General features: G+C 56.3%; 19 protein-coding genes and 1 tRNA gene. 16 read left to right on the plus strand and 4 right to left on the minus strand.

Annotated features, from left to right (window positions below; genetic code table 11):
- Window positions 1-3 precede the first annotated feature (3 nt).
- From ACMWKK_RS02510 to ACMWKK_RS02555, 10 genes are all read left to right on the plus strand, one after another.
- On the plus strand, window positions 4-261 hold the full coding sequence (locus tag ACMWKK_RS02510) for a PAAR domain-containing protein (RefSeq protein ID WP_025912756.1): 258 nt from the start codon (window positions 4-6) through the stop codon (window positions 259-261).
- Between the two features lie 5 nt (window positions 262-266).
- Entirely contained in the window at window positions 267-1,394 is a 1,128-nt protein-coding gene (locus ACMWKK_RS02515; protein WP_406542739.1) for a hypothetical protein, read from the plus strand.
- Window positions 1,372-4,809, plus strand: a complete 3,438-nt coding sequence (locus ACMWKK_RS02520; protein ID WP_112779825.1) for an ImcF-related family protein — start codon at window positions 1,372-1,374, stop codon at window positions 4,807-4,809. The genes ACMWKK_RS02515 and ACMWKK_RS02520 overlap by 23 nt, the downstream gene beginning before the upstream one ends.
- Window positions 4,809-6,407 carry a type VI secretion system protein TssA gene (gene tssA, locus ACMWKK_RS02525; protein ID WP_112779824.1) on the plus strand — a complete coding sequence of 533 codons (1,599 nt, stop codon included), beginning with the start codon at window positions 4,809-4,811 and terminating at the stop codon, window positions 6,405-6,407. Before ACMWKK_RS02520 ends, tssA begins: the two co-directional genes overlap by 1 nt.
- A gap of 40 nt (window positions 6,408-6,447) precedes the next feature.
- Window positions 6,448-8,202, plus strand: a complete 1,755-nt coding sequence (gene tssF / locus ACMWKK_RS02530; protein WP_112779823.1) for a type VI secretion system baseplate subunit TssF — start codon at window positions 6,448-6,450, stop codon at window positions 8,200-8,202.
- On the plus strand, window positions 8,166-9,251 hold the full coding sequence (gene tssG, locus ACMWKK_RS02535) for a type VI secretion system baseplate subunit TssG (protein ID WP_284948351.1): 1,086 nt from the start codon (window positions 8,166-8,168) through the stop codon (window positions 9,249-9,251). The genes tssF and tssG overlap by 37 nt, the downstream gene beginning before the upstream one ends.
- Window positions 9,229-9,774: a type VI secretion system lipoprotein TssJ gene (gene tssJ, locus ACMWKK_RS02540; protein ID WP_112779821.1), complete on the plus strand. Its 546-nt coding sequence runs from the start codon at window positions 9,229-9,231 to the stop codon at window positions 9,772-9,774. The genes tssG and tssJ overlap by 23 nt, the downstream gene beginning before the upstream one ends.
- The gene (tssE, locus tag ACMWKK_RS02545) at window positions 9,774-10,229 is read left to right on the plus strand and encodes a type VI secretion system baseplate subunit TssE (RefSeq protein ID WP_112779820.1); all 456 of its coding nucleotides are present in this window, start codon (window positions 9,774-9,776) and stop codon (window positions 10,227-10,229) included. Before tssJ ends, tssE begins: the two co-directional genes overlap by 1 nt.
- Before the next feature lie 14 nt (window positions 10,230-10,243).
- A complete protein-coding gene (locus ACMWKK_RS02550) occupies window positions 10,244-10,714 on the plus strand; it encodes a hypothetical protein (RefSeq protein ID WP_112779819.1) in 471 nt (156 codons plus the stop codon).
- A 102-nt stretch (window positions 10,715-10,816) separates the two neighbouring features.
- Window positions 10,817-12,136, plus strand: a complete 1,320-nt coding sequence (locus ACMWKK_RS02555) for a VasL domain-containing protein (RefSeq protein WP_112779818.1) — start codon at window positions 10,817-10,819, stop codon at window positions 12,134-12,136.
- Window positions 12,137-12,178: 42 nt separating this feature from the next.
- Here the strand turns inward: ACMWKK_RS02555 and ACMWKK_RS02560 are convergent.
- A tRNA-Arg gene (locus ACMWKK_RS02560) sits at window positions 12,179-12,250 on the minus strand.
- A 68-nt stretch (window positions 12,251-12,318) separates the two neighbouring features.
- On the minus strand, window positions 12,319-13,254 hold the full coding sequence (locus ACMWKK_RS02565; RefSeq protein WP_045330947.1) for a formate/nitrite transporter family protein: 936 nt from the start codon (window positions 13,252-13,254) through the stop codon (window positions 12,319-12,321).
- Between the two features lie 315 nt (window positions 13,255-13,569).
- Between ACMWKK_RS02565 and mlaA the strand changes: the two genes are divergently transcribed.
- Window positions 13,570-14,322: a phospholipid-binding lipoprotein MlaA gene (gene mlaA, locus ACMWKK_RS02570; RefSeq protein ID WP_045330950.1), complete on the plus strand. Its 753-nt coding sequence runs from the start codon at window positions 13,570-13,572 to the stop codon at window positions 14,320-14,322.
- A 44-nt stretch (window positions 14,323-14,366) separates the two neighbouring features.
- Here the strand turns inward: mlaA and fadL are convergent, their stop codons facing one another.
- Window positions 14,367-15,689, minus strand: a complete 1,323-nt coding sequence (fadL, locus tag ACMWKK_RS02575) for a long-chain fatty acid transporter FadL (protein WP_181663631.1) — start codon at window positions 15,687-15,689, stop codon at window positions 14,367-14,369.
- Between the two features lie 372 nt (window positions 15,690-16,061).
- Between fadL and ACMWKK_RS02580 the strand changes: the two genes are divergently transcribed.
- From ACMWKK_RS02580 to sixA, 4 genes are all read left to right on the plus strand, one after another.
- Window positions 16,062-16,346 (plus strand): YfcZ/YiiS family protein, encoded by a 285-nt coding sequence (locus ACMWKK_RS02580; RefSeq protein ID WP_112779816.1) that lies wholly within the window; start codon window positions 16,062-16,064, stop codon window positions 16,344-16,346.
- A 235-nt stretch (window positions 16,347-16,581) separates the two neighbouring features.
- Complete coding sequence (gene fadI / locus ACMWKK_RS02585) at window positions 16,582-17,892, plus strand: acetyl-CoA C-acyltransferase FadI (protein ID WP_032666638.1); 1,311 nt, start codon at window positions 16,582-16,584, stop codon at window positions 17,890-17,892.
- Window positions 17,892-20,039: a fatty acid oxidation complex subunit alpha FadJ gene (fadJ, locus tag ACMWKK_RS02590; RefSeq protein ID WP_045330959.1), complete on the plus strand. Its 2,148-nt coding sequence runs from the start codon at window positions 17,892-17,894 to the stop codon at window positions 20,037-20,039. The genes fadI and fadJ overlap by 1 nt, the downstream gene beginning before the upstream one ends.
- 209 nt (window positions 20,040-20,248) lie before the next feature.
- Window positions 20,249-20,734 carry a phosphohistidine phosphatase SixA gene (sixA, locus tag ACMWKK_RS02595; protein ID WP_045330962.1) on the plus strand — a complete coding sequence of 162 codons (486 nt, stop codon included), beginning with the start codon at window positions 20,249-20,251 and terminating at the stop codon, window positions 20,732-20,734.
- 46 nt (window positions 20,735-20,780) lie between these two features.
- Here sixA and smrB read toward each other — a convergent pair whose 3' ends face one another.
- Window positions 20,781-21,332 (minus strand): endonuclease SmrB, encoded by a 552-nt coding sequence (gene smrB / locus ACMWKK_RS02600; RefSeq protein WP_045330963.1) that lies wholly within the window; start codon window positions 21,330-21,332, stop codon window positions 20,781-20,783.
- 145 nt (window positions 21,333-21,477) lie between these two features.
- On the opposite strand from smrB, the gene prmB reads away from it, so the two are divergent.
- Window positions 21,478-22,410 carry a 50S ribosomal protein L3 N(5)-glutamine methyltransferase gene (prmB, locus tag ACMWKK_RS02605; protein WP_045330965.1) on the plus strand — a complete coding sequence of 311 codons (933 nt, stop codon included), beginning with the start codon at window positions 21,478-21,480 and terminating at the stop codon, window positions 22,408-22,410.
- Window positions 22,411-22,450: the final 40 nt, after the last annotated feature.

Consider the following 22,450-nt stretch of genomic DNA (forward strand, 5'->3'; position numbering starts at 1 on the left):
TGAATGAAACAGGTCATTCGTGAGGGAGATACCCTGAAGGAGTATGGCGGTAAGGTTCTGGGGGGCCACTATCTCTGTTTTGGTAAAGGGATAGCCGCTAAAGGGGATGCGGTTAAATGCAACAAGCACGGTATGACGATCATAGCGGAAGGCAGTTCACTCTCAGAGGTCGATGGTCAGCCTGTCGCCCTGCACGGGCATCGCTGCGCGTGTGGCTGCACGCTGGTGAGTTCCTTCCCTGATTTTGGTATCGAACAGTGAGGAGCGTGCCGGAATATCCTGTCTGGGATACAGCCAGCGCACCCATAACCCGTCGCTGGCTGCAGGCAGGGGCATTGATTATTTTACTTGCCGGCGGGGCAGGGGCGTTGACCGGCGAGGCTAACCGCAGCGCTGCGGCTTTTGCGGTAATGGGCTTTGCCCTGGTTTTCATCGGTTTTCTCTGGCTTTGCCGACTGCTTTATTACCGCTTCTCTTTGCACCATGCAATGGCCTGGCAACGCAACGTCAGGCGCGAGCAGAGCCTGTGGTGGGAAGAACATCAAAGCCTGCTTGGGCTGCAAGACGTCCTGCTGCTTGGCCCGGCAGGTGCGGAAACGATGGACTGGCAGCGGGTGCTTCGTCGTATTCAGCGTCCCCCCGTTGAACGTCATGAGACGGGGGGGAAAACATTGCGTATTGCCCGTACCTTCTCTGCTGATAGTCAGGAACGGGAACGGCAGCTTGTTCGCGCGCTGGTAATGCAGTGGAAAACGACCTCTCGCGGTATGCCGCAGGCGATCTCGCGGTGTTTTTTTCTGGGAGATGCCGCCGTCTGGCCCGCTTTTCACGCACAAATGCATGACGCTTTTCCTGGAATCAACTTACCTGACCAGCCCGAACCCTGGGAGGGAGAGGCAACGCTTGCGAGGCTGACAGCCCTGCTTCGTGAGGACGCGAAAAGCCAGCACCTTGTGGTGGGATGCGTTTCTTGTCCCGCATCACCTGATAGCGTGCTTCCCGCGGGGGAATCAGCAGCAATGTGGCTGGTCGGTGCGGATGCACCAGTGGTAATGGCTCGGGGAGAATTTTATGACGCCTCTGCTTCAGCCCCATTAAGCAATATCTGCGAACGGGCCGTGACTCAGTGCGAACTTGATGAAGATCCGGCCGCCTGCATTTTGTTTTCGCACCCTCAAATTCCCCAGGTGAACGAATGTGGCTGGAATACCACCCATAACCTGCAGGATAGCTATTGGGGGAACCCGGGAAGCATGGAACCTCTTATTGTTATTTCTCTTGCCGCTCTTTTTGCCCAAAACGAAGCACAGCCTTGCGGCTGGATGAGTACCGATCCTCAACATACCCTCGCTCTTGGAATAGTAAAGCCACATGGAAAAGGAAAACGCCCTTAAACCAGACGCAAGTATCTCGACTGCCGTAACGGTGACTATCACCCTTGCTGTTGTCACTTTGGTGATACTTTTTGGAGGACTCCTCTACTGGTATTTCGCTGTTGATGTCTCGCTGGGCTGGGAGTCGGTTCGGCCCCTGCTTATTGTCTGCGGCATTGCCTGGATTGCGTCAATTTGCCTGATTGTGCTGGGCTTTTTCGGCGTTCAGCTGTGGCAAATATGGCATGCCAAGACGCTCTCGACGAGAGGAGAGAGAGAAAACCAGAGAAAGCAAAAAGTAAAACTGCAGGGATTAAAAGCCGAAATCGCGGGTTCTTTGCGCAAGCGCTATACCCTTTTCTGGCGCCGTAACGTCCGCCTGCTGCTGGTTACCGGTGATGAGACGGCAATCGAACAGCTGGTTCCTGGTCTGCAGGAAAACCAGTGGCTTGAAGGCAATCGCACCGTACTGATTTATGGCGGCAGTCTGGCTTCTGAGCCCGATCGCGAAAAATACACCGCGCTGCGTAAACTTCGCCGGGGACGTCCACTGGACGGGATTGTCCGTGTCATGCCTCCAGCGTTTAACCTGACACCGCAGATGAGTGACAATGATTTACGCGGGCTGGAAAAAATCAGCGAACTGCTGCGTTATTCCGCACCGGTCTGGTTATGGCAACTGCACGACAGTACATGGTCGCAGGCTAAGCGTATTGAGCAGGTGGTGGAGGCACATTTCCCGCTGCGCGCTAAAGAAAGCGACATTATCGGTCAGCTTGAACTTATGCTGCCGGCATTGCGGACGCAGGGGGTGAACCAGGTCACTGAAAACAACCGTCACGATTTCCTGCTACGTCTGGGCCAGCATCTCAAAGACGGCGGCATTGTCCGTTGGGCTCAGCAGCTGGCGCCATGGCTCTTTGTCTCCCAGCAGCGTGTTCCGCTGCGTGGCCTGATATTTAGCTGCCTGCCGGACAAAAAATCTACAGATGCAGAGTTCTCTATCCCGTCTGTACAGCGTCATGCCCTTACTCTGCCTGTAACCTGGCAGGGTATTATTGAAGACTGCGCCCGAGTTCGTGGTCGCCGTGTCGGTATGGCCTGGGAGCAGACCCTTGCCTGGACACTGATGACCATTATTGGTGTTTGGGGAGCGGGTACACTGCTGTCGTTCACGTTCAACCGCATGCAGATAGTCTCTGTTGCCGAGCAGGCACATGCCCTGGTTGAACATCCTTCCGTCTCGGATTACCAGCTCACGGCTCTGCATACCCTGCGTAACGACGCAGGCCGCCTGCTGCACAATGTTCAGGAGGGGAGTCCGTGGTATCAGCGTTTTGGCCTTGACCATAACCAGCAGCTGCTCGACGCGTTGCTGCCCTGGTACGGCGTGGCGAACAACCGCCTGATCCGCGACCCGGCAAATACCGCCCTGGCGCAGAAGCTCACGGCGCTGGTAGGCTCAGCGCCCGGCAGCGACCAGCGGGCACAGCTGGCGAAGCCGGGCTATGACCAGCTGAAAGCCTGGCTGATGATGGCGCGTCCGGATAAAGCCGACGGCGCGTATTACGCCCAGACGATGAAAAGCGTGCAGCCGACGCGAATGGGCATTTCAACCGGCCTGTGGCAAAGCCTGTCGCCGGATTTGTGGGCGTTTTACATCACCGAACTGCCAAAGCAGCCGCAGTGGAAAATCACGCCGGATGCGCAGCTGGTCAGCCAGAGCCGCCAGGTGCTGCTTCAGCAGATTGGCCGCCGCAATGCGGAAAGTACGCTGTATGAGAACATGCTCAAATCCGTGCGTCGTAACTTTGCCGATATCTCTCTGGAAGACATGACCAGCGGTACCGATGCGCGGCGACTGTTTACCACCGAGGAGGTGGTGCCGGGCATGTTCTCCCGTCAGGCATGGGAAGGTGGCATTCAGCAGGCCATTGAGAAGGCGGCCAGTTCACGTCGGGATGAAATTGACTGGGTACTCAGTGATTCACACAAGGCAGTATCAGCTGAGCTGTCGCCGGAAGCGCTCAAAGCCCGTCTGACAGAGCGGTACTTTACCGACTTTGCAGGCAGCTGGCTGAGTTTCCTCAACAGTCTGCGGCTGAAACCGGCAAACAATATTGCCGATGTAACCGACCAGTTGACCCTGATGAGTGATGTCCGCCAGTCTCCGATGATTGCCCTGATGAATACCCTCGCCTGGCAGGGACAGACCGGCCAGCAAAGCGAAGGCCTGTCGGATTCCATCCTCAAATCGGCTAAAGACCTGGTAGGCGGAAAAGATAAACCTGCGATTGATCAGTCTGCGTCTGGCCCGCAGGGGCCGCTGGATGAAACCTTTGGCCCGCTGCTTCAGCTTCTGGGTAAAAACAAAGGCAGCAACGTGATGTCGGCTGACAACTCGCTGAGCCTGCAGACGTATTTGACGCGCATCACCCGCGTACGCCTGCGTCTGCAGCAGGTTGCAAGCGCCTCGGATCCGCAGGAGATGATGCAAACCCTGGCGCAGACCGTGTTCCAGGGCAAAAGCGTTGACCTGACTGACACTCAGCAATACGGCAGCCTGATTTCGGCAAGCCTTGGTGAGGAGTGGAGCGGATTTGGCAGCACGATGTTTGTACAGCCGCTGACTCAGGCCTGGGAGACCGTGCTTCAGCCGTCTGCCGCAAGCCTGAATGATAAATGGAGCCGTTCAGTCGTGGCGAACTGGCACACGGCATTTGACGGACGCTTCCCGTTTGCGGCGAGTAAAAGCGATGCTTCCTTGCCGATGCTGGCCGAGTTTATACGTAAGGACAGCGGGCGTATTGAACGCTTTCTGAACACGGAACTTAGCGGTGTGTTGCACAAAGAAGGCAGCCAGTGGGTGCCGGATAAGGTTAACAGTCAGGGATTAAACTTTAACCCGGCGTTTCTGCGGGCCATTAACCAGCTGACTCAGCTGTCAGACATTCTGTTTACCGATGGCAGTCAGGGCATCAGCTTCGAGCTGCAGGCGCGTCCTGTGCCGCAGGTGGTGGAGACACAGCTAACCATTGATGGACAAAAGCTGCACTACTTCAACCAGATGGCCGACTGGCAGTCCTTCCGCTGGCCGGGCGAGACTTACAAGCCGGGAACCATGGTGACCTGGACCACGGTTAACGCGGGGGCGCGCCTGTTCGGGGACTACAGCGGAACATGGGGCTTTATTCGCTGGCTGGATCAGGGCCAGCGCCAGCAGCTCGACCGCAGTCAGTGGATGATGAATTTCACCGCCCCGGATGGTCGCACCCTGCAATGGGTGCTGCGCTCACAACTTGGAAAAGGCCCGCTGGCTCTGTTGGAGCTGCGTGGTTTCACGCTGCCGGATCGCATATTCAGTGTTGACAGCGCGGCCACGGCTCAGGCGCTGATGGCTAACACCGCAGACAATGACATGGACGAAAGCCAATAATGGACACTCTGCAGAATCTGATTGCCGCCTGCCAGGCGGACGAAACCCAGCTGCGAAAGCAGGCTCAGGCACGCACGGAAAGCTGGCATCCCTGGCTTGCTCCATTAAATGAGACCAGCCCAACAGGAGAAGATCCCGGGTATGACGATGATTTCCAGCGTATAAGAGAGGAAGTGAATAAACTCTCCGGCATCGATACCGAACTGATTTGTACGCTTGCTGAAAAACTGCTGACGACGACCGCCAAAGATATCCGCATTGCCACCTATTACTGCTGGGCGCGATTGCATCAGGACGGAGAAACAGGCTTTGCCGAAGGGCTCGAGCTGGTGGCGGGATTGCTGCAGCATTTCGGAACGCAACTTCATCCGCAGCGGGAGCGAAGCCGCAGGCCCGCGCTTGAGTGGCTTGCCGGTTCCCGTCTGCTTGACAGCCTGTCACTCTGGCCAGAAGTGGCACGCGACGATGCCCTTCGCACGGCTGGGGCGCTGCTGCTCATTCATGACGCTCTGCAAACGGAGCCGGAAGCGTCACGACCCGAGCTGAATGCCCTGTACAGCGCGCTGGAATCCCGCCTGATAAAGGCGGGAGGCGTGGATGCCGTGGTGCCTCAGAATGCCGGTAATAATGCCCTGCGCCAGGCTTCGCACACGACGGAGTTTGACACTCCAACCATGAGCCGCATCACCTCCGGTCAGGATTTGCTGGCGCAGGCTCGCACTTTGGCCGGGTATCTGCGTGAGCAACCCGATGGCTGGCTTGCCGCTCACCGGCTGATGAAGAGCCTCAGGCATGACACGCTGAGCGCTATTCCGGCACCGGATGCCGCAGGGAAAACGCGTATCGAACCGCCGCGCGCTGACCAGCGGGCGATGCTGAAACGTTTGTACCTTCAGCAAAGCTGGCTGGAGATACTTGAGCATGCCGACAGCACTTTCTCGCGCGGCGCTAATCACCTTTGGCTGGATCTGCAGTGGTATATCCATCAGGCGCTGGTGAAGCTGGGGCAGGATGTGCTGGCCGATATCATTACCGCCGACCTGAAAGGGCTGCTGAGCCGTCTTACAGGGCTTGAAACGCTGGCCTTTAATGACGGAACGCCGTTTGCGGATGAAGTGACGCTGAACTGGATAAACCAGAGCGTGCTGGACGATATGTCCGGCTGGCGCGATGAGCCGGCCAGCGCCGCCAGCGGGGAAATTAACGATATCCTCGCCCTCGAGCCGGAAGCACTTGAGAAAGCGGACGCTGACGGTCTGGACGCTACGCTCCACTGGCTGCAGACCCGCCCGGGCACCGACTCCGCAAAAGACAAATGGCTGCTGCGCCTGCTGATGGCACGCATTGCCGAGCAGAAGGGCAAGAATGAACTGGCCCTGCATCTGCTGGGCGAGCTCGACAGTGCCGCACAGTCAATCACCCTCACGCAGTGGACACCGGCGCTGCTGTTTGAGGTGAAATCACGTCGCCTCAGACTGCTGCGCATGAAAGCCACCCGCAGTGAAACCGATAAATCGCGGCTTCAGCCCGAGATGGATTTGCTTTTGTCCGGTCTGATTGCGCTCGATCCGGCAAGCAGCGCGGTGCTTTGTGGGTAACACGCTGGCTCACCTTTAAAACAAAATTATTCAGGTTTTTATGGACGATTTAACCCTTCGTTATTATGACGCCGAAATGCGCTACCTGCTGGAAGCCGGCGAAGAGTTTGCCCGCGCTCATCCCGAGCAGGCAGCAATGCTCAATCTCGATAAAGCGGGCGCGCGGGACCCGTACGTAGAACGCCTGTTTGAAGGCTTTGCCTTCTTGATGGGACGACTGCGGGAAAAGCTCGATGACGATCTGCCTGAACTGACCGAAGGGCTGGTCAGCCTGCTATGGCCGCATTATCTGCGTACTATTCCATCGATGTCAGTGGTGGAATTCACAGCTGACTGGCGCGAAATGAAAGAGCCGATGCGTATTGTCAAAGGCTTTGAGGTCAATTCGCGGCCCATCGGTGAGAAGGGCACGCGCTGCCGCTACACGACCACTAAAGAGATTACCCTTCAGCCATTGTCGCTAGAGCACGCCCGCCTGTCGACCGATCCTGACGGGCGTTCGGTTATTAGCCTGCGCTTTAGCTGCAGCCCTCTTGCCGACTGGAGCCGTGTCGATCTTAGCCAGATCCCATTCTATTTCAACGCCGACGCACCCCTTGCCTGCGCCATGCATGAAGCATTTACCATGAATGTTGCTCGCCTCTGGCTGCGGATGCCGGGCGATATGGACAGAAGACCGCTCGACGGGTATTTCACCGCGCTGGGATTTGGCGATGACGACGACCTGTGGCCGAAGGGCAGCAGCAGCTTCAGTGGATATCAGCTGCTGCTGGAGTACTTCACGTTCCGCGAGAAGTTCATGTTCACCGGCCTGCGTGGTCTGGAAGGCGTGGTTTTTCCGGCTGAACTCCCCTGGTTTGAAATCGACGTGGTGCTGGCTGAACGCTGGGAGCATGACTTCAGCTTTACCGAAAAGCATCTTTGCCTGAATTGCGTGCCGGTGATTAACCTGTTTCCGCTGGAATCTGACCCGCTGACGCTCGACTCATTGCAGACCGAATACCTGCTGCGGCCGATGCGCGTGCAGGACGGTCATACTGAGATTTACGCAGTCGATTCAGTGATGTCCTCAAGCCAGCATACTTACGTGCCGTTTTCGAGCTTCCGCCACAAAGGCGGGATGATGCGCCATGAAGCGCCGGAATATTACTACCATACCCGCGTGCGCCGCGGCCCGTCGGGTCTGCACAATACCTGGCTTATTCTTGGCGGCGAAGCGTTTGATAACCACACGGTACCGGCAGACGAGAGCCTGTCCCTGACGCTCACCGGCACCAACGGCCAGCTGCCGAGACGGGCGCTGCAAAGTACCGTGCTCGATACGGTGATGAAAACCACATCGGCCAGCATTACCGTGCGTAATCTTTGCGCCCCGACGCTGCCCTGTTATCCCCCTGCACAGGACCGTTTTCACTGGCGCGTGCTGAGCCACCTTGGCAGCGGATTCCTGTCTATGATGGACAACGCCGACGTGCTGCGCGGCACCCTGGCACTTTACGAATGGACCGACAGCGAGATGAACCGCCGTCGCCTCGAGGCGATCGTGGAGGTGAAGCACTGCGAGATCGAGCGCTTCGAACAGGGTTATCTTGTTCGCGGCGTGCAGATTGAAGTCACGCTCGATAGTCACGGCTTTGCCGGGCGCGGCGACATCTGTCTGTTTGGCGAGATGCTGAGCCGTTTCTTTGCGCTCTACACCGATATCTATCTGTTTAACCGCCTGATTATTATTCTGCAACCGACCGGAGAACGCCTGGAATGGGAAGAGAAGCACAACCGGCGCATTCCCGGCTGACCCCGCGGCTGGAAGCCGAACTTCATCGCATCAACTTTTACCGTTTATGCCAGCTGCTGGAGAAGCGTAATCCGTACAAGCCGCTGATGGGGTCGACCAGCCATCCGGCAGACGATCCGGTACGCTTTGCACCGCATCCGGGGATGGGGTTCCCGGCCAGCGAACTGAAAGCGGTTGAATACGACGAGGATGAGAACGGCAAGCCGCCGGTTATTCGCACCACGTTTATGGGCATGTACGGCGTCGATTCGCCGTTACCAGCGGCGTATCTGGATGACATTACGCAGCGACGGGAAGGGCATGAGGCGCTGCAGGGCTTTCTGGATATCTTCAGCCACCGCATCCTGACGCAGTTTTACCGCATCTGGCGTAAATACTCCTATCCCGCCACGTTTGAAGCGGGCGGCACCGACAGCATTTCACAGTCGCTGCTGGGCCTGGTGGGGCTCGGGATACCGGGTACGGCAAATCATATTGCCACGCCAGTATCCCGCTTTCTGGCGCTGCTGGGTGTTTTGCAGCAGCCGGGTAAAACCCAGGAAGGGATGCAGGCACTGGTGAGCCTGCTTGCCCCGGATACCCGCGTAAAGGTTAGCCCGTACTGCCTTCGACCGGTGGAGATCCGTCAGCCACTGGGTTTTTACGGTGATGACGATTTCCTGCTTGATGGCAATACGCCTCTGGGGGATGAAGCAATGGATGCCGGCAGCCAGCTGCTGGTCGCCCTCACGACGGATAACGAACAGGAAGCGCAGGGCTGGAAACCGGATGGTCTGCTGTATCAGGATTTTTTAGTGATGCTGCGGGTATATCTGGGATGGCGGTTTAAGGCCAGAATCACCCTGACTACCTCCGTTCGGCTGCTGACCGTTCCTCCATTGGGCGAAAATCCTTTCTGGCTGGGAATGAACGGCGTGCTGGGAGCAGAAGGTGACAGCCTTCCTGATGACGTCCCTGAGACATTTACCACAGAGCTGGGTGACTACCGTGGGCTGGAGCCCGCCAAACCACAACAAGGAAACCGACGTGTTACGTACAAGTTTAACTAAGACCACGCGCTGGCTGTTGCCTCTGATGGCGCTGACTCTGACGGGCTGCGGAGTGACGCAGAGCGTCACCGATGGTACCCGATCAGCGTTTAATGCCGTGTTCTATAAAAAAATTAAAGTACTGCATCTGGACTTCACCGCACGTGAGTCGCTGAACACCGATTCCCGGGAAAATCATTCGCTTTCTGAACCTGTAGTGATCCGGGTTTACCAGCTCAAAGACCGCAAAACCTTTGATAAGACGGTCTATCAGCAACTGCTTCAGGATGATGCCACCCTTCTGAAAGACGACCTGCTGGCGAGCCGTGATGTCGTGGTGAAGCCGGGCGGTGATGCAAACCTTGATATGCCCCTGGAGGAAGCGGCGCAGTTTGTTGCCGTGGTGGGGCTGTTTCGCCATCCGGATATGACCAACAATACCTGGAAGCAGGTAATCAACCGCAGCGAACTGGATCCGGATAAACCCCGCATTCTGGAGGCTGGCGATAATCACCTGACGCTGCAACCGCTTAAGGATGACTAATGCCACAGGGACATAACACGCCGTCGCTGTATGAAATTCTCACCGGCAATTTTACCGGAGGCCTTAATCTCAACCAGGTCAGTGAGGAGAACCAGGTCATTCTCTCGGTGCTGGATAACATGCAGCGCGTTCTCAACTGTCGAGCCGGCACGCTGGCGCATCTGCCCGACTACGGACTGCCCGATATGACCAAAATCCTCCAGGGGATGCCGGGAACGGCCCATGAGCTGATGGGCACCCTGTCTGCCGTCCTGCTCAAATATGAGCCCCGCCTGAAAAGGATAGATGTGATTCTGCTGGAGCAGAACGTCCCCGGCGAGCTGCGCTATGCCATTGATGCCGAGCTCAAAGGGATCGGCCTCGTCCGCTACGGCACCGAGTTTATGCCTGAGGGGAGGGTTCTCCTGCGGCATCTTAAGCAACAGCAGTATCTTGATACGACAACCCGTCTGTAAGGCCAGAGAACAGCATGTCAGCAAAATCACAGTTCCTCAAAAAACTCGAGGCCAGGCAGCCGGTTCCGGTTTCGTTTACCCGTAAAGCTCAGGCCGATATCGCAGAATTCCGCCAGCGAATGGCGCAGCTTCAGGAGCAAATGGACGCATGGCTGACAGGTACCGGACTGAATATGGAGCCGTTTTCCGTCTCCGTCACGGACCTGCTGGTGGAGGGCGGGGCTTTTGACATTCCCGGTGTCGCCCTGCATTACGACGACCTGTCCATCACGTTTACGCCAGCATTTTTGTACGGGCAGGGCGTAACCGGATGTGTGGAAGCGGTCTTCCATAATGAAGGGACCATGACGTCACTGGGGCGTTTATTTATGCGGTCAGGGACGACGAGCGGCTGGACCTTTACGCCGCCGGGGGCATTGCCCCGCTCCGGGCAGGCGTTTGATGAGAGCACGTTTTTCAGTCTGATCCTGGCGCTTCTTCCCTAGCTGCGGGTATTGCATTCTCCGCCCTCTCTGAATATGCAGCATGCTAAGCCGCATAACCGACAATCTTAATCCGTTCTTTATACGCCAAATGGACAGCTGGCCATGAATAACATCACCCCGCGAAAAATCAAAACCGGCGGCGACCCGCGCACGCTGCCGGACTATGCCGCTCTGCGCGATGAACTGAGTAAGCTGACACATCCGGCTCGCCCTGATGTGAACTGGCAGTACGTCGAAAAACGCTGTCTCTCACTGTTTGAGCAGAACGGCGTGGAGCTACATACGCTCTCCTGGTATACGCTGGCTCGAACGCAGCTGGCCGGGCTGCCCGGGCTCAATGAAGGTCTGGTGATACTGGAGGCGCTGATAAGCCATCAGTGGGGGACGCTGTGGCCGCAGCCGGTTCATGCCCGCATGGAAATCCTCAGCAGTCTGAGCCAGCGCCTGCAGCAACGGATGCGCTCGCTTCCGCTCCAGTACAGCGATCTTAGCCAGCTCTACCTGGCTGAGCAGCGCCTCACCGCGCTGGGGGAGGTGCTGCAGCGCCTTGAGCTAAAGCATCTGAGCCAGCTCGATACGTTGCGTACCCAGGTGCACAACAGCGCAGTCCGGCTGGAAAACAGCGATGGAGCAACAGCCCCAGCCAGCAGTCCGGTAGAGGAAAATATCGCCCTGAACGAAGCCGTAAAGTGGGTGTACGTCGCGCAGCCGGAACCCCGGGCGAATGTTGGGGTTCAGACGGCAATACCCGTTCAGGTCAATAGATGGACATTCTTCGTCGCCGGAATGTGTACCATGCTGGTGCTAAGCGCATCTGCACTGTGGGGCTGGCAGTATTTTCACCGTCCTGACCCGCTGCAGGCTCAGCTTGCAGCCTCCCTGTCACCCCTGCCAGCACCGCTGTCACCTGAACAGCTTAAAACGTTGCGGCAGCGCTCACCGCTACCGCAAACGGCGCTCGCGCAAACGCAGCAGCAGCTTGCCCTGCTGGACAAGCTGCCTCCTGACTGGAGCATTACCTACAGCCGAAAACTCACCGAGCAGGCGGAGATGCTGTGGCCGGAGCAGGCTAAGCCACTTGTAAAACATTGGCAGCAACAGCGGAATGCCGCGGCACTACCCGCGGAACAACTGAACGGCTGGCATCAGGGAATGGCAACGCTGGAGACGCTGAGTAACCGCCTGAACGGCCTGGATGAACAGAAGGGGAAATACATGACCGTCAGCGAACTGAAGTCAGTCGTTTTTGCTGCCATGCAGTCATTCAACAAATCAGTACCGGCTGAAGAACAGCTTCGACGGCTGTCGCAGTCTCCCGCAGGAGATGCGCTTCCTGAAGCTAACAAGACTCAATTTGAACTGCATTTCAAACAGCTGGTAACGCGCTACGCCCAAATAAAAAAGGAGGCTTCTGCTCAATGAGTTGTAGGGGCGAATTGGGGTAAAAAGAGAGGGAGGTCAAAGTGTCCCCTGCAGGAATCGAACCTGCAACTAGCCCTTAGGAGGGGCTCGTTATATCCATTTAACTAAGGGGACGAGGCGGCACGAGTATAGCGTTATTTGCACTTTGCGTTAAGCGCATCGCCGCCTGACTGCTCAAAGAGTCACCGTTCAGCCCGTTTTTTTGCTGATTTATCCTCATTTTGCTGCGCCTTAAGCTCAGCTTTGCGCTTGTTTGACATGTCGTTACGGATTTGGGCATGGCTTAACAGCGCGAAGATAAACGTCCCGCCGCAGATGTTTCCCGCCAGCGTCGGAAGGGCGAACGGCCAGAAAAAATCGCTCCAGTGAAGCGTACCGTTAAAGACCAGATAGAGGATTTCAACGGTACCGACCACAATATGGGTGGTGTCCGCCAGGGCAATCAGCCAGGTCATCAATATGATCACCACAATTTTGGCGCTCCCCGCCGAGGGAAACATCCAGACCATCGTGGCAATAATCCAGCCGGAGATGATGGCATTCGAGAACATCTCGACCGGCGTGTTTTTCATCACATCCATGCCAATTTTCACAAAGGCATCCCGGGTGGGTTCATCAAAGATCGGCATATATTCAAACGCCCATGCCGCGATGCCGGTGCCGATAATATTCCCCAGCAGGACTACGCTCCATAGCCGCATCAATAAGCCGAAATTGCCGAGGGTAGGGTTTTGCATCACCGGCAGGACGGCGGTCACCGTATTTTCGGTAAACAGCTGCTGGCGGGCCATGATGACAATAATAAAGCCGAAGGTATAGCCGAGGTTCTCCAGTAAAAATCCTCCGGGAACGCCTTCAAGCTGGACATGAAATATCCCTTTTGCCAGCAGAGATGCGCCCATTGACAGCCCGGCTGCGATGGCAGACCAGAAGAGGGCCATGGCATCGCGCTCCATCTCTTTTTCGCCATCCTGGCGTATATGCTCGTGGATGGCCATCGCGCGGGAGGGGAGGCGATCTTCATCAATTTCTATCTTCTCGCCGCGCGCTTTCTCCTCGCTTTCAATTTCAAGTTCCTCATTGCTCTCGCCAATTTTTTCTTCGCCTACGTCTTTCATATCTGCTCCCGGAGGTTGATCTTTCTGTTAAGCGTAGCGGCTTTTATCAGGATGCCTGTGGGGATGCTCTTAAATTGGCGGCAATGACAACAAAGGCGATACATCTCTTTCAAAGTCATTATAAAATTGGCAGCGAAACGAATTCCAAAAGCCAGGCTATGCTGAGATCAGAGTCACGGTGGTTACTGCCCGTAATTGTGCTCATAGACATCGGTAAACGTGCTGTTACAATCGCCTGCACGTTTACAGACGGAGCGCCAACGGCTCCGTTACGGATGGCAATCAACGATAGCCATACTGAACAGGGAGATATTTATGAAACTTCGGCTGTCGGCGCTTGCGCTTGGCGCAACGATGCTTGTGGGCTGCGCCAGCTCCGGTGAGCAAACGGGACGCTCCGATCCTTTCGAAGGATTTAACCGCTCCATGTATAACTTCAACTTCAACGTGCTGGACCCGTATGTGGTTCGTCCGGTGGCAGTTGCATGGCGCGATTATGTTCCACAACCCGCGCGTAACGGGTTAAGTAACTTTACCAGCAACCTCGAAGAGCCTGCGGTAATGGTGAACTACTTCCTGCAGGGTAACCCGTATCAGGGGATGGTGCACTTTACCCGCTTCTTCCTGAACTCCATTCTGGGGATGGGCGGCTTTATTGACGTCGCAGGCATGGCGAACCCGAAACTGCAGCGTGAACAGCCGCACCGGTTCGGCAGCACGATGGGGCATTACGGCGTTGGGTATGGTCCATACATGCAGCTTCCGTTCTACGGCAGTTTCACCCTCCGTGATGACGGTGGCGATATGGTGGATACGCTGTATCCGGTTCTGTCGTGGCTGACCTGGCCGCTGTCGGTGGGTAAATGGACGGTGGAAGGGATTGAAACCCGCGCACAGCTGCTCGACTCTGATGGCCTGCTGCGCCAGTCTTCTGACCCGTACATTATGGTGCGTGAAGCTTACTTCCAGAATCATGACTTTATTGCCAACGGCGGTAAGCTGAAGCCGGAAGAGAATCCGAACGCGAAGGCGATCGAAAACGATCTCAAAGATATCGATTCACAGTAAATAAAAAAGGTGAGCAATGCTCACCTTTTTTTATTCAGGCGCGATTAGAACGCGTAGTTGAAGTTCATGCCGTACAGCCAGGCTTTACCTTCGGAAGAGAACTCATACGGGCCTTCCTTGAAGTTAACTTTTTGACCGTGCATATAAGAGATGCCCGCATCAACAGAGGCGTCTTTGTTGAATGCATAAGTTGCACCCGCGCTCAGCCAGAAGCGGTCCTGATCCGGAATCGAGATAGAGCGCTTGTCTGCGGGTACCGGGCTATCATCGAAGGCAATACCGGTACGGAAGGTCCAGTTATCATCCATATAGTAGGTGGTCCCCAGCGCGAGGCGGTAAGCATCACGGAAGCTTTCATCTTTATAGAAGAGCGTGTCGCCGTTGCTGTTGGTCGCCTTAAGTTCCTGGAACTGGCTCCAGCTGGTGTAGGTCAGGCTATAGTGGACAGCCCACTGCGGCGCTACTTTGTTATAACCAGACAGTTCCCACATTTCTGGTAAGTGCAGGCTCAGAGAACCACCGGTGGTGCTGCCGTTGGTACCCATCGGCAGACCGAAGTTGCCGAGGATCTGGTTATAGGCAGAAGGCAGGCTGCTCTTGTAATCGCCGTCAAAGTCGATTTTAACTTCGGAACGGTAGGTAAAGCCGTAACGGTTGTTTTTATCGAGTTCATAAAGGATACCGGCGTTCCAGCCAAAGCCCCACTCATCACCCTTCAGATAAGCGATCTGAGTGTCTGCCGGGATGCCCGCAACTTGACGCGCCAGAGCTGGCGGCAGCGCACCTGAGCCAGCAACAACTTTACCCAGATCGCCCGCGTAGCGTTCGATCTTCGCTTTTGCATACACAGCGTCAAAGCCAACGCCGAAGCTCCAGTGATTATCCAGACGGTAAGCACCGCTCAGGTTCAGGTTCAGGGTTTCAAGGTCGGTTTTGCCGCCAAACGCCCCTGCTGCATAGTCGTTGTTGAATTCGGTTGCCAAACCGTAGTTAGAGGTTACGGATGCGCCCCAGCCAAACTGGTCGTTAATCGGCGCCACGAAGTGCAGGTTTGGAACCCATGCCGTTGGGGCGATGTTATCCGCTTTAAGATTGGCACCTGTTGGAGAACGACCAGAGATATCAACGCCTGGATCGACAAAAACCGCACCGGCAGAGAATGTCGGACGATCGAACATCATGATTAATGCTGGGTTACGACTCGCGTTACCCGCATCATCCGCAATAGCGCCTTCCCCGGAATACGCACGGCCAAGGCCAGAGGAAGAAAATTCGTTTAACTGAAAGCCCGCTGACCATGCGGAAGTGGAGACGAGTGCCACTGCGACTGCCAGCGCAGTCTTGTTGAACAGGGTTTTCTGGCTCATGACCATAACCTCATTGAGTTATTTTTATTCAATAATTGTTACATACCGTAACAGGAGCGCGAAGTGTAGGGTCTGAGGTATGACAGACAAATCAGACCAGTGGCCAGAGTATAGGTCTGACCAGCCTGAATGTTGCAAGTTTGTTTATTAATATTTTCAAACATGTTTCTTGAAACGAGATCTGGTTGGCAAAATTGTGACCAGCACGATTCATCCAAAAGGGTGGTTTTTGTTTTAGATCATTTTTTAGTGTGATATTGGTCACTTATCCGATTTTGCGCCATTAACGGCTGGAGAGAGCCTGCCCCGGGGCGTAAAATAGCAGCATCGTGTTTATCTCGCGCGCCGCGCGAATACAGAGGAAATTGAGCTATGAGTAAATGCAGTGCTGATGAAACCCCGGTTTGCTGCTGTATGGATGTTGGCACCATCATGGACAACACCGATTGCACCGCCTCTTACAGCCGTGTATTCAGCAACCGTGCCGAAGCGGAAGAGACTCTGGCCGCGCTGAGCAAGCGTGCGCGTGATGTTGAATCCGATCCGTGCGAAATCAAGTCTACCTTTACCGAAGTGGAAGGCGGCGTGAAGCTGGACATCGATTTTGTCTTCGCCTGCGAAGCCGAAACGCTGATTTTCCAGCTGGGTCTGCGTTAATCCTTTTTGCCTGGCGGCGCTTCGCTTGCACGGGCCTACGATCGTGTAGGCCGGGTAAGGCAACGCCGCCACCCGGCACAAATGCCTCTGCCTTGCAGGGGCATTTTCTTTTTCTTCTCTGTGTTTTAGCTCGCACTTTTTCGTTTCCCTGATTGGCTGAATGTAAAAAAATGGTTAAGACTAGTATCAGGTCAGACCACTTTATGTTTGCGTAAATTTTTTACAGGGGAGTGTTATGAGTCAGGCATTACCGCTTATTACCCGTCAGGGCGACCGCATTGCCATAGTCAGTGGATTGCGCACACCCTTTGCGCGTCAGGCAACGGCGTTTCATGGCATACCGGCCGTCGACCTGGGGAAAATGGTAGTGGGGGAGATGCTGGCTCGCAGCGAAATTCCGCCGGAGGTTATCGAACAGCTGGTGTTCGGCCAGGTTGTACAGATGCCCGAAGCCCCCAATATTGCGCGAGAAATCGTCCTCGGAACCGGGATGAACGTGCATACCGACGCCTACAGCGTCAGCCGCGCCTGCGCAACCAGTTTCCAGGCCGTGGCTAACGTCGCGGAAAGCCTGATGGCGGGTACGATTCGCGCCGGGATTGCGGGTGGGGCGGACTCCTCTTCGGTGCTGCCGATTGGCGTCAGTAAAAAGCTGGCGCGCATCCTGGTGGATGCCAACAAAGCCCGTACGACGGGTCAGAAACTTAAACTCTTCTCGCGGTTACGCCTGCGCGACCTCATGCCCGTACCGCCTGCCGTTGCGGAGTACTCCACCGGCCTTCGCATGGGCGATACCGCCGAACAGATGGCGAAAACCTACGGCATCACGCGTGAGCAGCAGGACGCCCTGGCGCATCGTTCACATCAGCTGGCGGCAAAAGCCTGGTCGGAAGGCAAGCTGACCGACGAGGTCATGACCGCCTACATTCCGCCCTATCGCGAACCGCTCGCGGAGGACAACAATATTCGCGGCACCTCAACCCTGGCGGATTACGCCAAGCTCCGCCCGGCGTTTGACCGCAAGCACGGTACGGTGACGGCGGCGAACAGTACGCCGCTGACGGACGGGGCCGCCGCCGTGATCCTGATGACCGAATCCCGCGCGAAGGAGCTGGGCATCACTCCCCTGGGCTATTTACGCAGCTATGCCTTCACCGCGATTGACGTCTGGCAGGACATGCTGTTGGGGCCGGCCTGGTCCACGCCGCTGGCGCTGGAGCGCGCGGGGCTGACGCTGGCCGATTTAACCCTGATTGATATGCACGAAGCGTTTGCCGCGCAGACCCTGGCAAACGTCCAGCTGCTGGCAAGCGAGCGTTTCGCGCGCGATGTGCTGGGCCGCGCCCATGCCACGGGCGAAGTGGATCAGAGTAAATTTAACGTGCTGGGCGGGTCTATCGCCTACGGACATCCGTTTGCCGCCACGGGCGCGCGCATGATCACGCAAACATTACATGAACTCCGTCGCCGCGGCGGCGGGTTTGGCCTTGTTACCGCCTGTGCGGCGGGTGGCCTCGGCGCAGCAATGGTTCTGGAGGCTGAATAATGGATATGCCCTCTGCATTTAATCTGACGGTTCGCCTCGACAACGTGGCTGTTATCACGATTGATGTGCCTGATGAAAAGATGAATACCCTGAAGGCCGAATTTGGCGTTCAGGTGCGCGCGATGCTAAAGCAGATCCGCGATAACAAAGACATTCGTGGTCTGGTGTTTATTTCCGCCAAGCCGGACAACTTTATCGCCGGGGCCGATATCAATATGATCGCCCGGGCGCAAAGCGCGCTCGAGGCTGAAGAGCTGGCGCGTCAGGGACAGCAGGTGATGGCGGAGATCAACGGCCTGCCGATCCCGGTCATCGCGGCGATCCACGGTGCCTGCCTGGGCGGCGGGCTTGAGCTGGCGCTGGCCTGCCACAGTCGAATTTGTACTGACGATGCGAAAACCATTCTCGGCCTGCCGGAGGTGCAGCTGGGCCTGCTGCCAGGCTCCGGCGGAACGCAGCGGCTGCCGCGCCTGGTGGGCGTCAGCACCGCGCTGGAGATGATCTTAACCGGTAAACAGCTGCGCGCCCGTCAGGCGCTAAAAGCCGGTCTGGTCGATGACGTCGTGCCGCAGTCCATTTTGCTGGAGGCCGCCGTTGAGCTTGCGCTGAAAGGGCGTCAGGCGAAACGTCCTCTGCCGGTTCGCGAGCGCGTGCTGGCCGGCCCGCTGGGGAGAGCGTTCCTGTTCAACATGGTGGGCAAAAAGACCGAACAAAAAACCAAAGGCAACTACCCGGCGGCAAAGCGCATCCTGGAGGTCATTGAGACCGGGTTGGCCCAGGGAAGCAGCAGCGGCTATGCCGCGGAGGCCAAAGCCTTTGGCGAACTGGCGATGACGCCGCAGTCCCGGGCGCTGCGCAGCATCTTCTTCGCCAGCACGGACGTGAAAAAAGATCCCGGCAGCGAGGCAGAACCCGCACCGCTGCGCGCCATTGGCGTACTCGGTGGGGGGCTCATGGGCGGCGGTATCGCGTTTGTTACCGCCAGCAAAGGCAAACTGCCTGTACGCATCAAAGACATTAATCCTAAGGGAATCAATCACGCGCTGCAGTACAGCTGGCAGAACCTTGATCAAAAGGTTAAACGCCGCCATATCAAGGCAAGCGAGCGTGATAAAACCCTGGCGATGATCTCCGGTACGACGGATTACAGCGGTTTTGCGCACCGCGACCTGGTGATTGAAGCCGTATTTGAAGATCTGGCGCTTAAGCAGCAGATGGTGGCAGACGTTGAGCAACATTGCGCCCCGCACACCATTTTTGCCTCCAATACCTCGTCGTTACCGATTGGCGATATCGCGGCAAACGCCGCGCGTCCGGAGCAGGTGATTGGACTGCACTTCTTTAGCCCGGTCGAAAAAATGCCGCTGGTGGAAGTTATTCCCCACGCGACCACCAGTCCGCAAACCATCGCCACGGTGGTCAAGCTTGCGAAGAAGCAGGGGAAAACGCCGATCGTGGTCGCAGATAAAGCCGGCTTCTACGTTAACCGCATTCTGGCTCCCTATATTAATGAAGCCATGCGGCTGCTGACGGAAGGCGAGAAGATTGAGCACGTCGACGAGGCGCTGGTGAAGTTTGGTTTCCCCGTTGGCCCAATCCAACTTTTGGATGAGGTGGGAATAGACACCGGCACTAAAATTATACCTGTACTGGAGGCGGCTTATGGCGATCGTTTTAGCCCGCCTGCAAACATTGTTTCTGCAATTTTGAAGGACGATCGCAAAGGCAGAAAAAATGAACGCGGTTTCTATCTTTACGGCGCGAAAGGGCGTAAAAGCAAGAAACAGGTCGACCCTTCGGTTTATGGGCTTATTTCGACCAGCGGTCAGGGAAAACTGTCCGCCGTTCAGTGTGCTGAGCGCTGCGTGATGATGATGCTCAATGAAGCAGCGCGCTGCTTTGGTGAAAAGGTCATCGGGAGCGCGCGCGACGGCGACATCGGCGCGGTATTTGGCATTGGTTTTCCGCCGTTCCTTGGCGGCCCGTTCCGGTACATGGATACCCTCGGCGCGGGTGAAGTGGTTGCAATCCTGCAACGTCTGGCGTCGCAATATGGTCCACGTTTTACACCGTGTGACGAATTATTGCAGATGGCGGAACGGGGCCAGACATTTTGGCCCGCAAGGGAAACTGTCCTCGTAAGCTGAGGTCAAAGAAGGGTAAATCCTGAAGTGAATGGACCTGTTCTGGCGATTTTGTAAACAGAGATTGACTATACTTACGCCATTGAGGTAAAAAACAGCGTTTCATTCACCGAATGGATCAGGCACAATGCCCGGCCATCGGGTTTTCTACCTCTCAGCTTTTATCGCGGGTAGTTAACGCCGGTGATTCTGGTTAACAAAAGCGGTGCAATATGCAAGTTTTTATCATGCGTCACGGCGACGCGGCACTCGATGCCGCCAGTGACTCAGTACGTCCTTTGACCGTCTGTGGCTGCGACGAATCGCGTCTGATGGCGACCTGGCTTAATGGTCAAAAAGTGGACATCGAACGCGTTCTGGTGAGCCCGTTCCTGCGGGCAGAACAGACGCTGGACGTGGTAGGGGAGTGTATGAACCTGCCATCCAGCGTGGACGTTCTCCCTGAACTCACTCCCTGTGGCGATGTCGGCCTTGTCAGCGCTTACCTTCAGGCGCTGTGCAATGAAGGTGTCGCCTCCGCGCTGGTCATTTCCCACCTGCCACTGGTTGGCTATCTGGTATCTGAGCTGTGCCCGGGCGAGACCCCGCCGATGTTCACGACATCCGCCATTGCCAATGTTTCGCTCGACGAAACGGGTAAAGGTGTCTTCAACTGGCAAATGAGTCCGTGCAACCTGAAGATGGCTAAAGCCATCTGACGTGACGTGCGATAGGGCGGGAGGCAATCTGCTTCCCGCCATTCTGTCAGGGCAACTCTGGCGGCTGCCACTCTTCCACTTCAATCAACACCAGCAATGCGGCATCTCCGCCGTACTCTTTAGGTGCCTGATGAAACGCCATCACGTGGGGGTGCTGAGCCAGCCACAGCGGCGTCTGCTGCTTGAGGATATGCTTCCCGTGGCCGTGCATCACGCAGGCGCAAAAAACATGCTCGCGGCGACAGGCGGCGATCAATGCCCCCAGCTCCTGTTTGGCCTGCATCTGCGTTAAACCGTGCAGATCGAGAAACAGCTCCGGCGAATAATCCCCGCGGCGTAATTTTTTCAGCTCAAAATGGCTGACGTCTTCGCGTACGTACTTCACCGCACCCTGCGTGTTGAGCAGCGGCTGAAATTCATCTGAAAAATAGTGGCTGTTATCCGCCTGCTCCTGCAGCAGCCGTTTGACCGGTACTTCAGTGATTTTTTTGCGCTGTGGGCGATGGACAATCGTGTCCTGCGCGATTTTACGCGTCCCGGTCATGAGCTGTCGGAAGAGTGCCTGATCCTCCTCGCTGAGCGATGTTTTCTTTTTCATTCGTCATTCTCATCTCGTATTTCCGATAGTGTACCCGACTAAACGCATTTTTTAACCTCAAGCGAGACGCGTCATTGCTGATTTATCGCCGTCTTCATGGCAAACTAGCCGCCGAAAATTATGCGAGCATGCCCTGGAGGAAAGAGTGGATAAAATATTTGTCGATGAAGCAGTAAACGAGCTGCATACCATACAGGACATGTTGCGCTGGTCGGTTAGCCGCTTCAGCGCCGCCAATATCTGGTACGGCCACGGTACCGACAACCCGTGGGATGAGGCGGTGCAGCTGGTGCTGCCGTCCCTCTATCTGCCGCTGGATATTCCGGAAGATATGCGCACCGCGCGCCTGACCTCCAGCGAAAAACACCGCATCGTTGAGCGCGTGATCCGCCGCGTCAACGAGCGTATCCCGGTCGCCTATCTGACCAACAAAGCCTGGTTCTGCGGCCACGAGTTCTATGTTGACGAACGCGTGCTGGTGCCGCGTTCGCCGATTGGTGAGCTGATCAACAACCGCTTTGAAGGACTGATTGGCCATCAGCCGCAGCACATTCTGGATATGTGCACCGGCAGCGGCTGTATCGCCATCGCCTGCGCGTACGCCTTCCCGGAAGCGGAAGTGGACGCCGTCGATATCTCCACCGACGCGCTGGCGGTCACCGAGCACAACATTGAAGAGCACGGCCTGATCCATCACGTCACGCCCATTCGCTCTGACCTGTTCCGCGACCTGCCGACGCTGCAGTACGATCTGATCGTCACCAACCCGCCGTACGTCGATGCGGAAGACATGTCGGATCTGCCGAACGAATACCGCCACGAGCCGGAGCTGGGTCTGGCGTCCGGATCTGACGGCCTGAAGCTGACTCGCCGCATTCTGGCCTGCGCGCCGGATTATCTGACCGACGACGGCGTTCTGATTTGTGAAGTGGGCAACAGCATGGTACATCTGATAGAGCAGTACCCGGATGTGCCGTTCACCTGGCTTGAGTTCGACAACGGCGGTGACGGCGTCTTTATGCTGACCAAAGCGCAGCTGCTCGACGCGCGCGAACACTTCAGCATCTATAAAGATTAATCCAGCGGGCTTCGGCCCGTTTCACAACGCTCAAACACAA

This window comes from Enterobacter sp. 01-M-03-SI-ECC (assembly GCF_047530215.1).
GTDB classification, from domain to species: domain Bacteria; phylum Pseudomonadota; class Gammaproteobacteria; order Enterobacterales; family Enterobacteriaceae; genus Enterobacter; species Enterobacter chengduensis.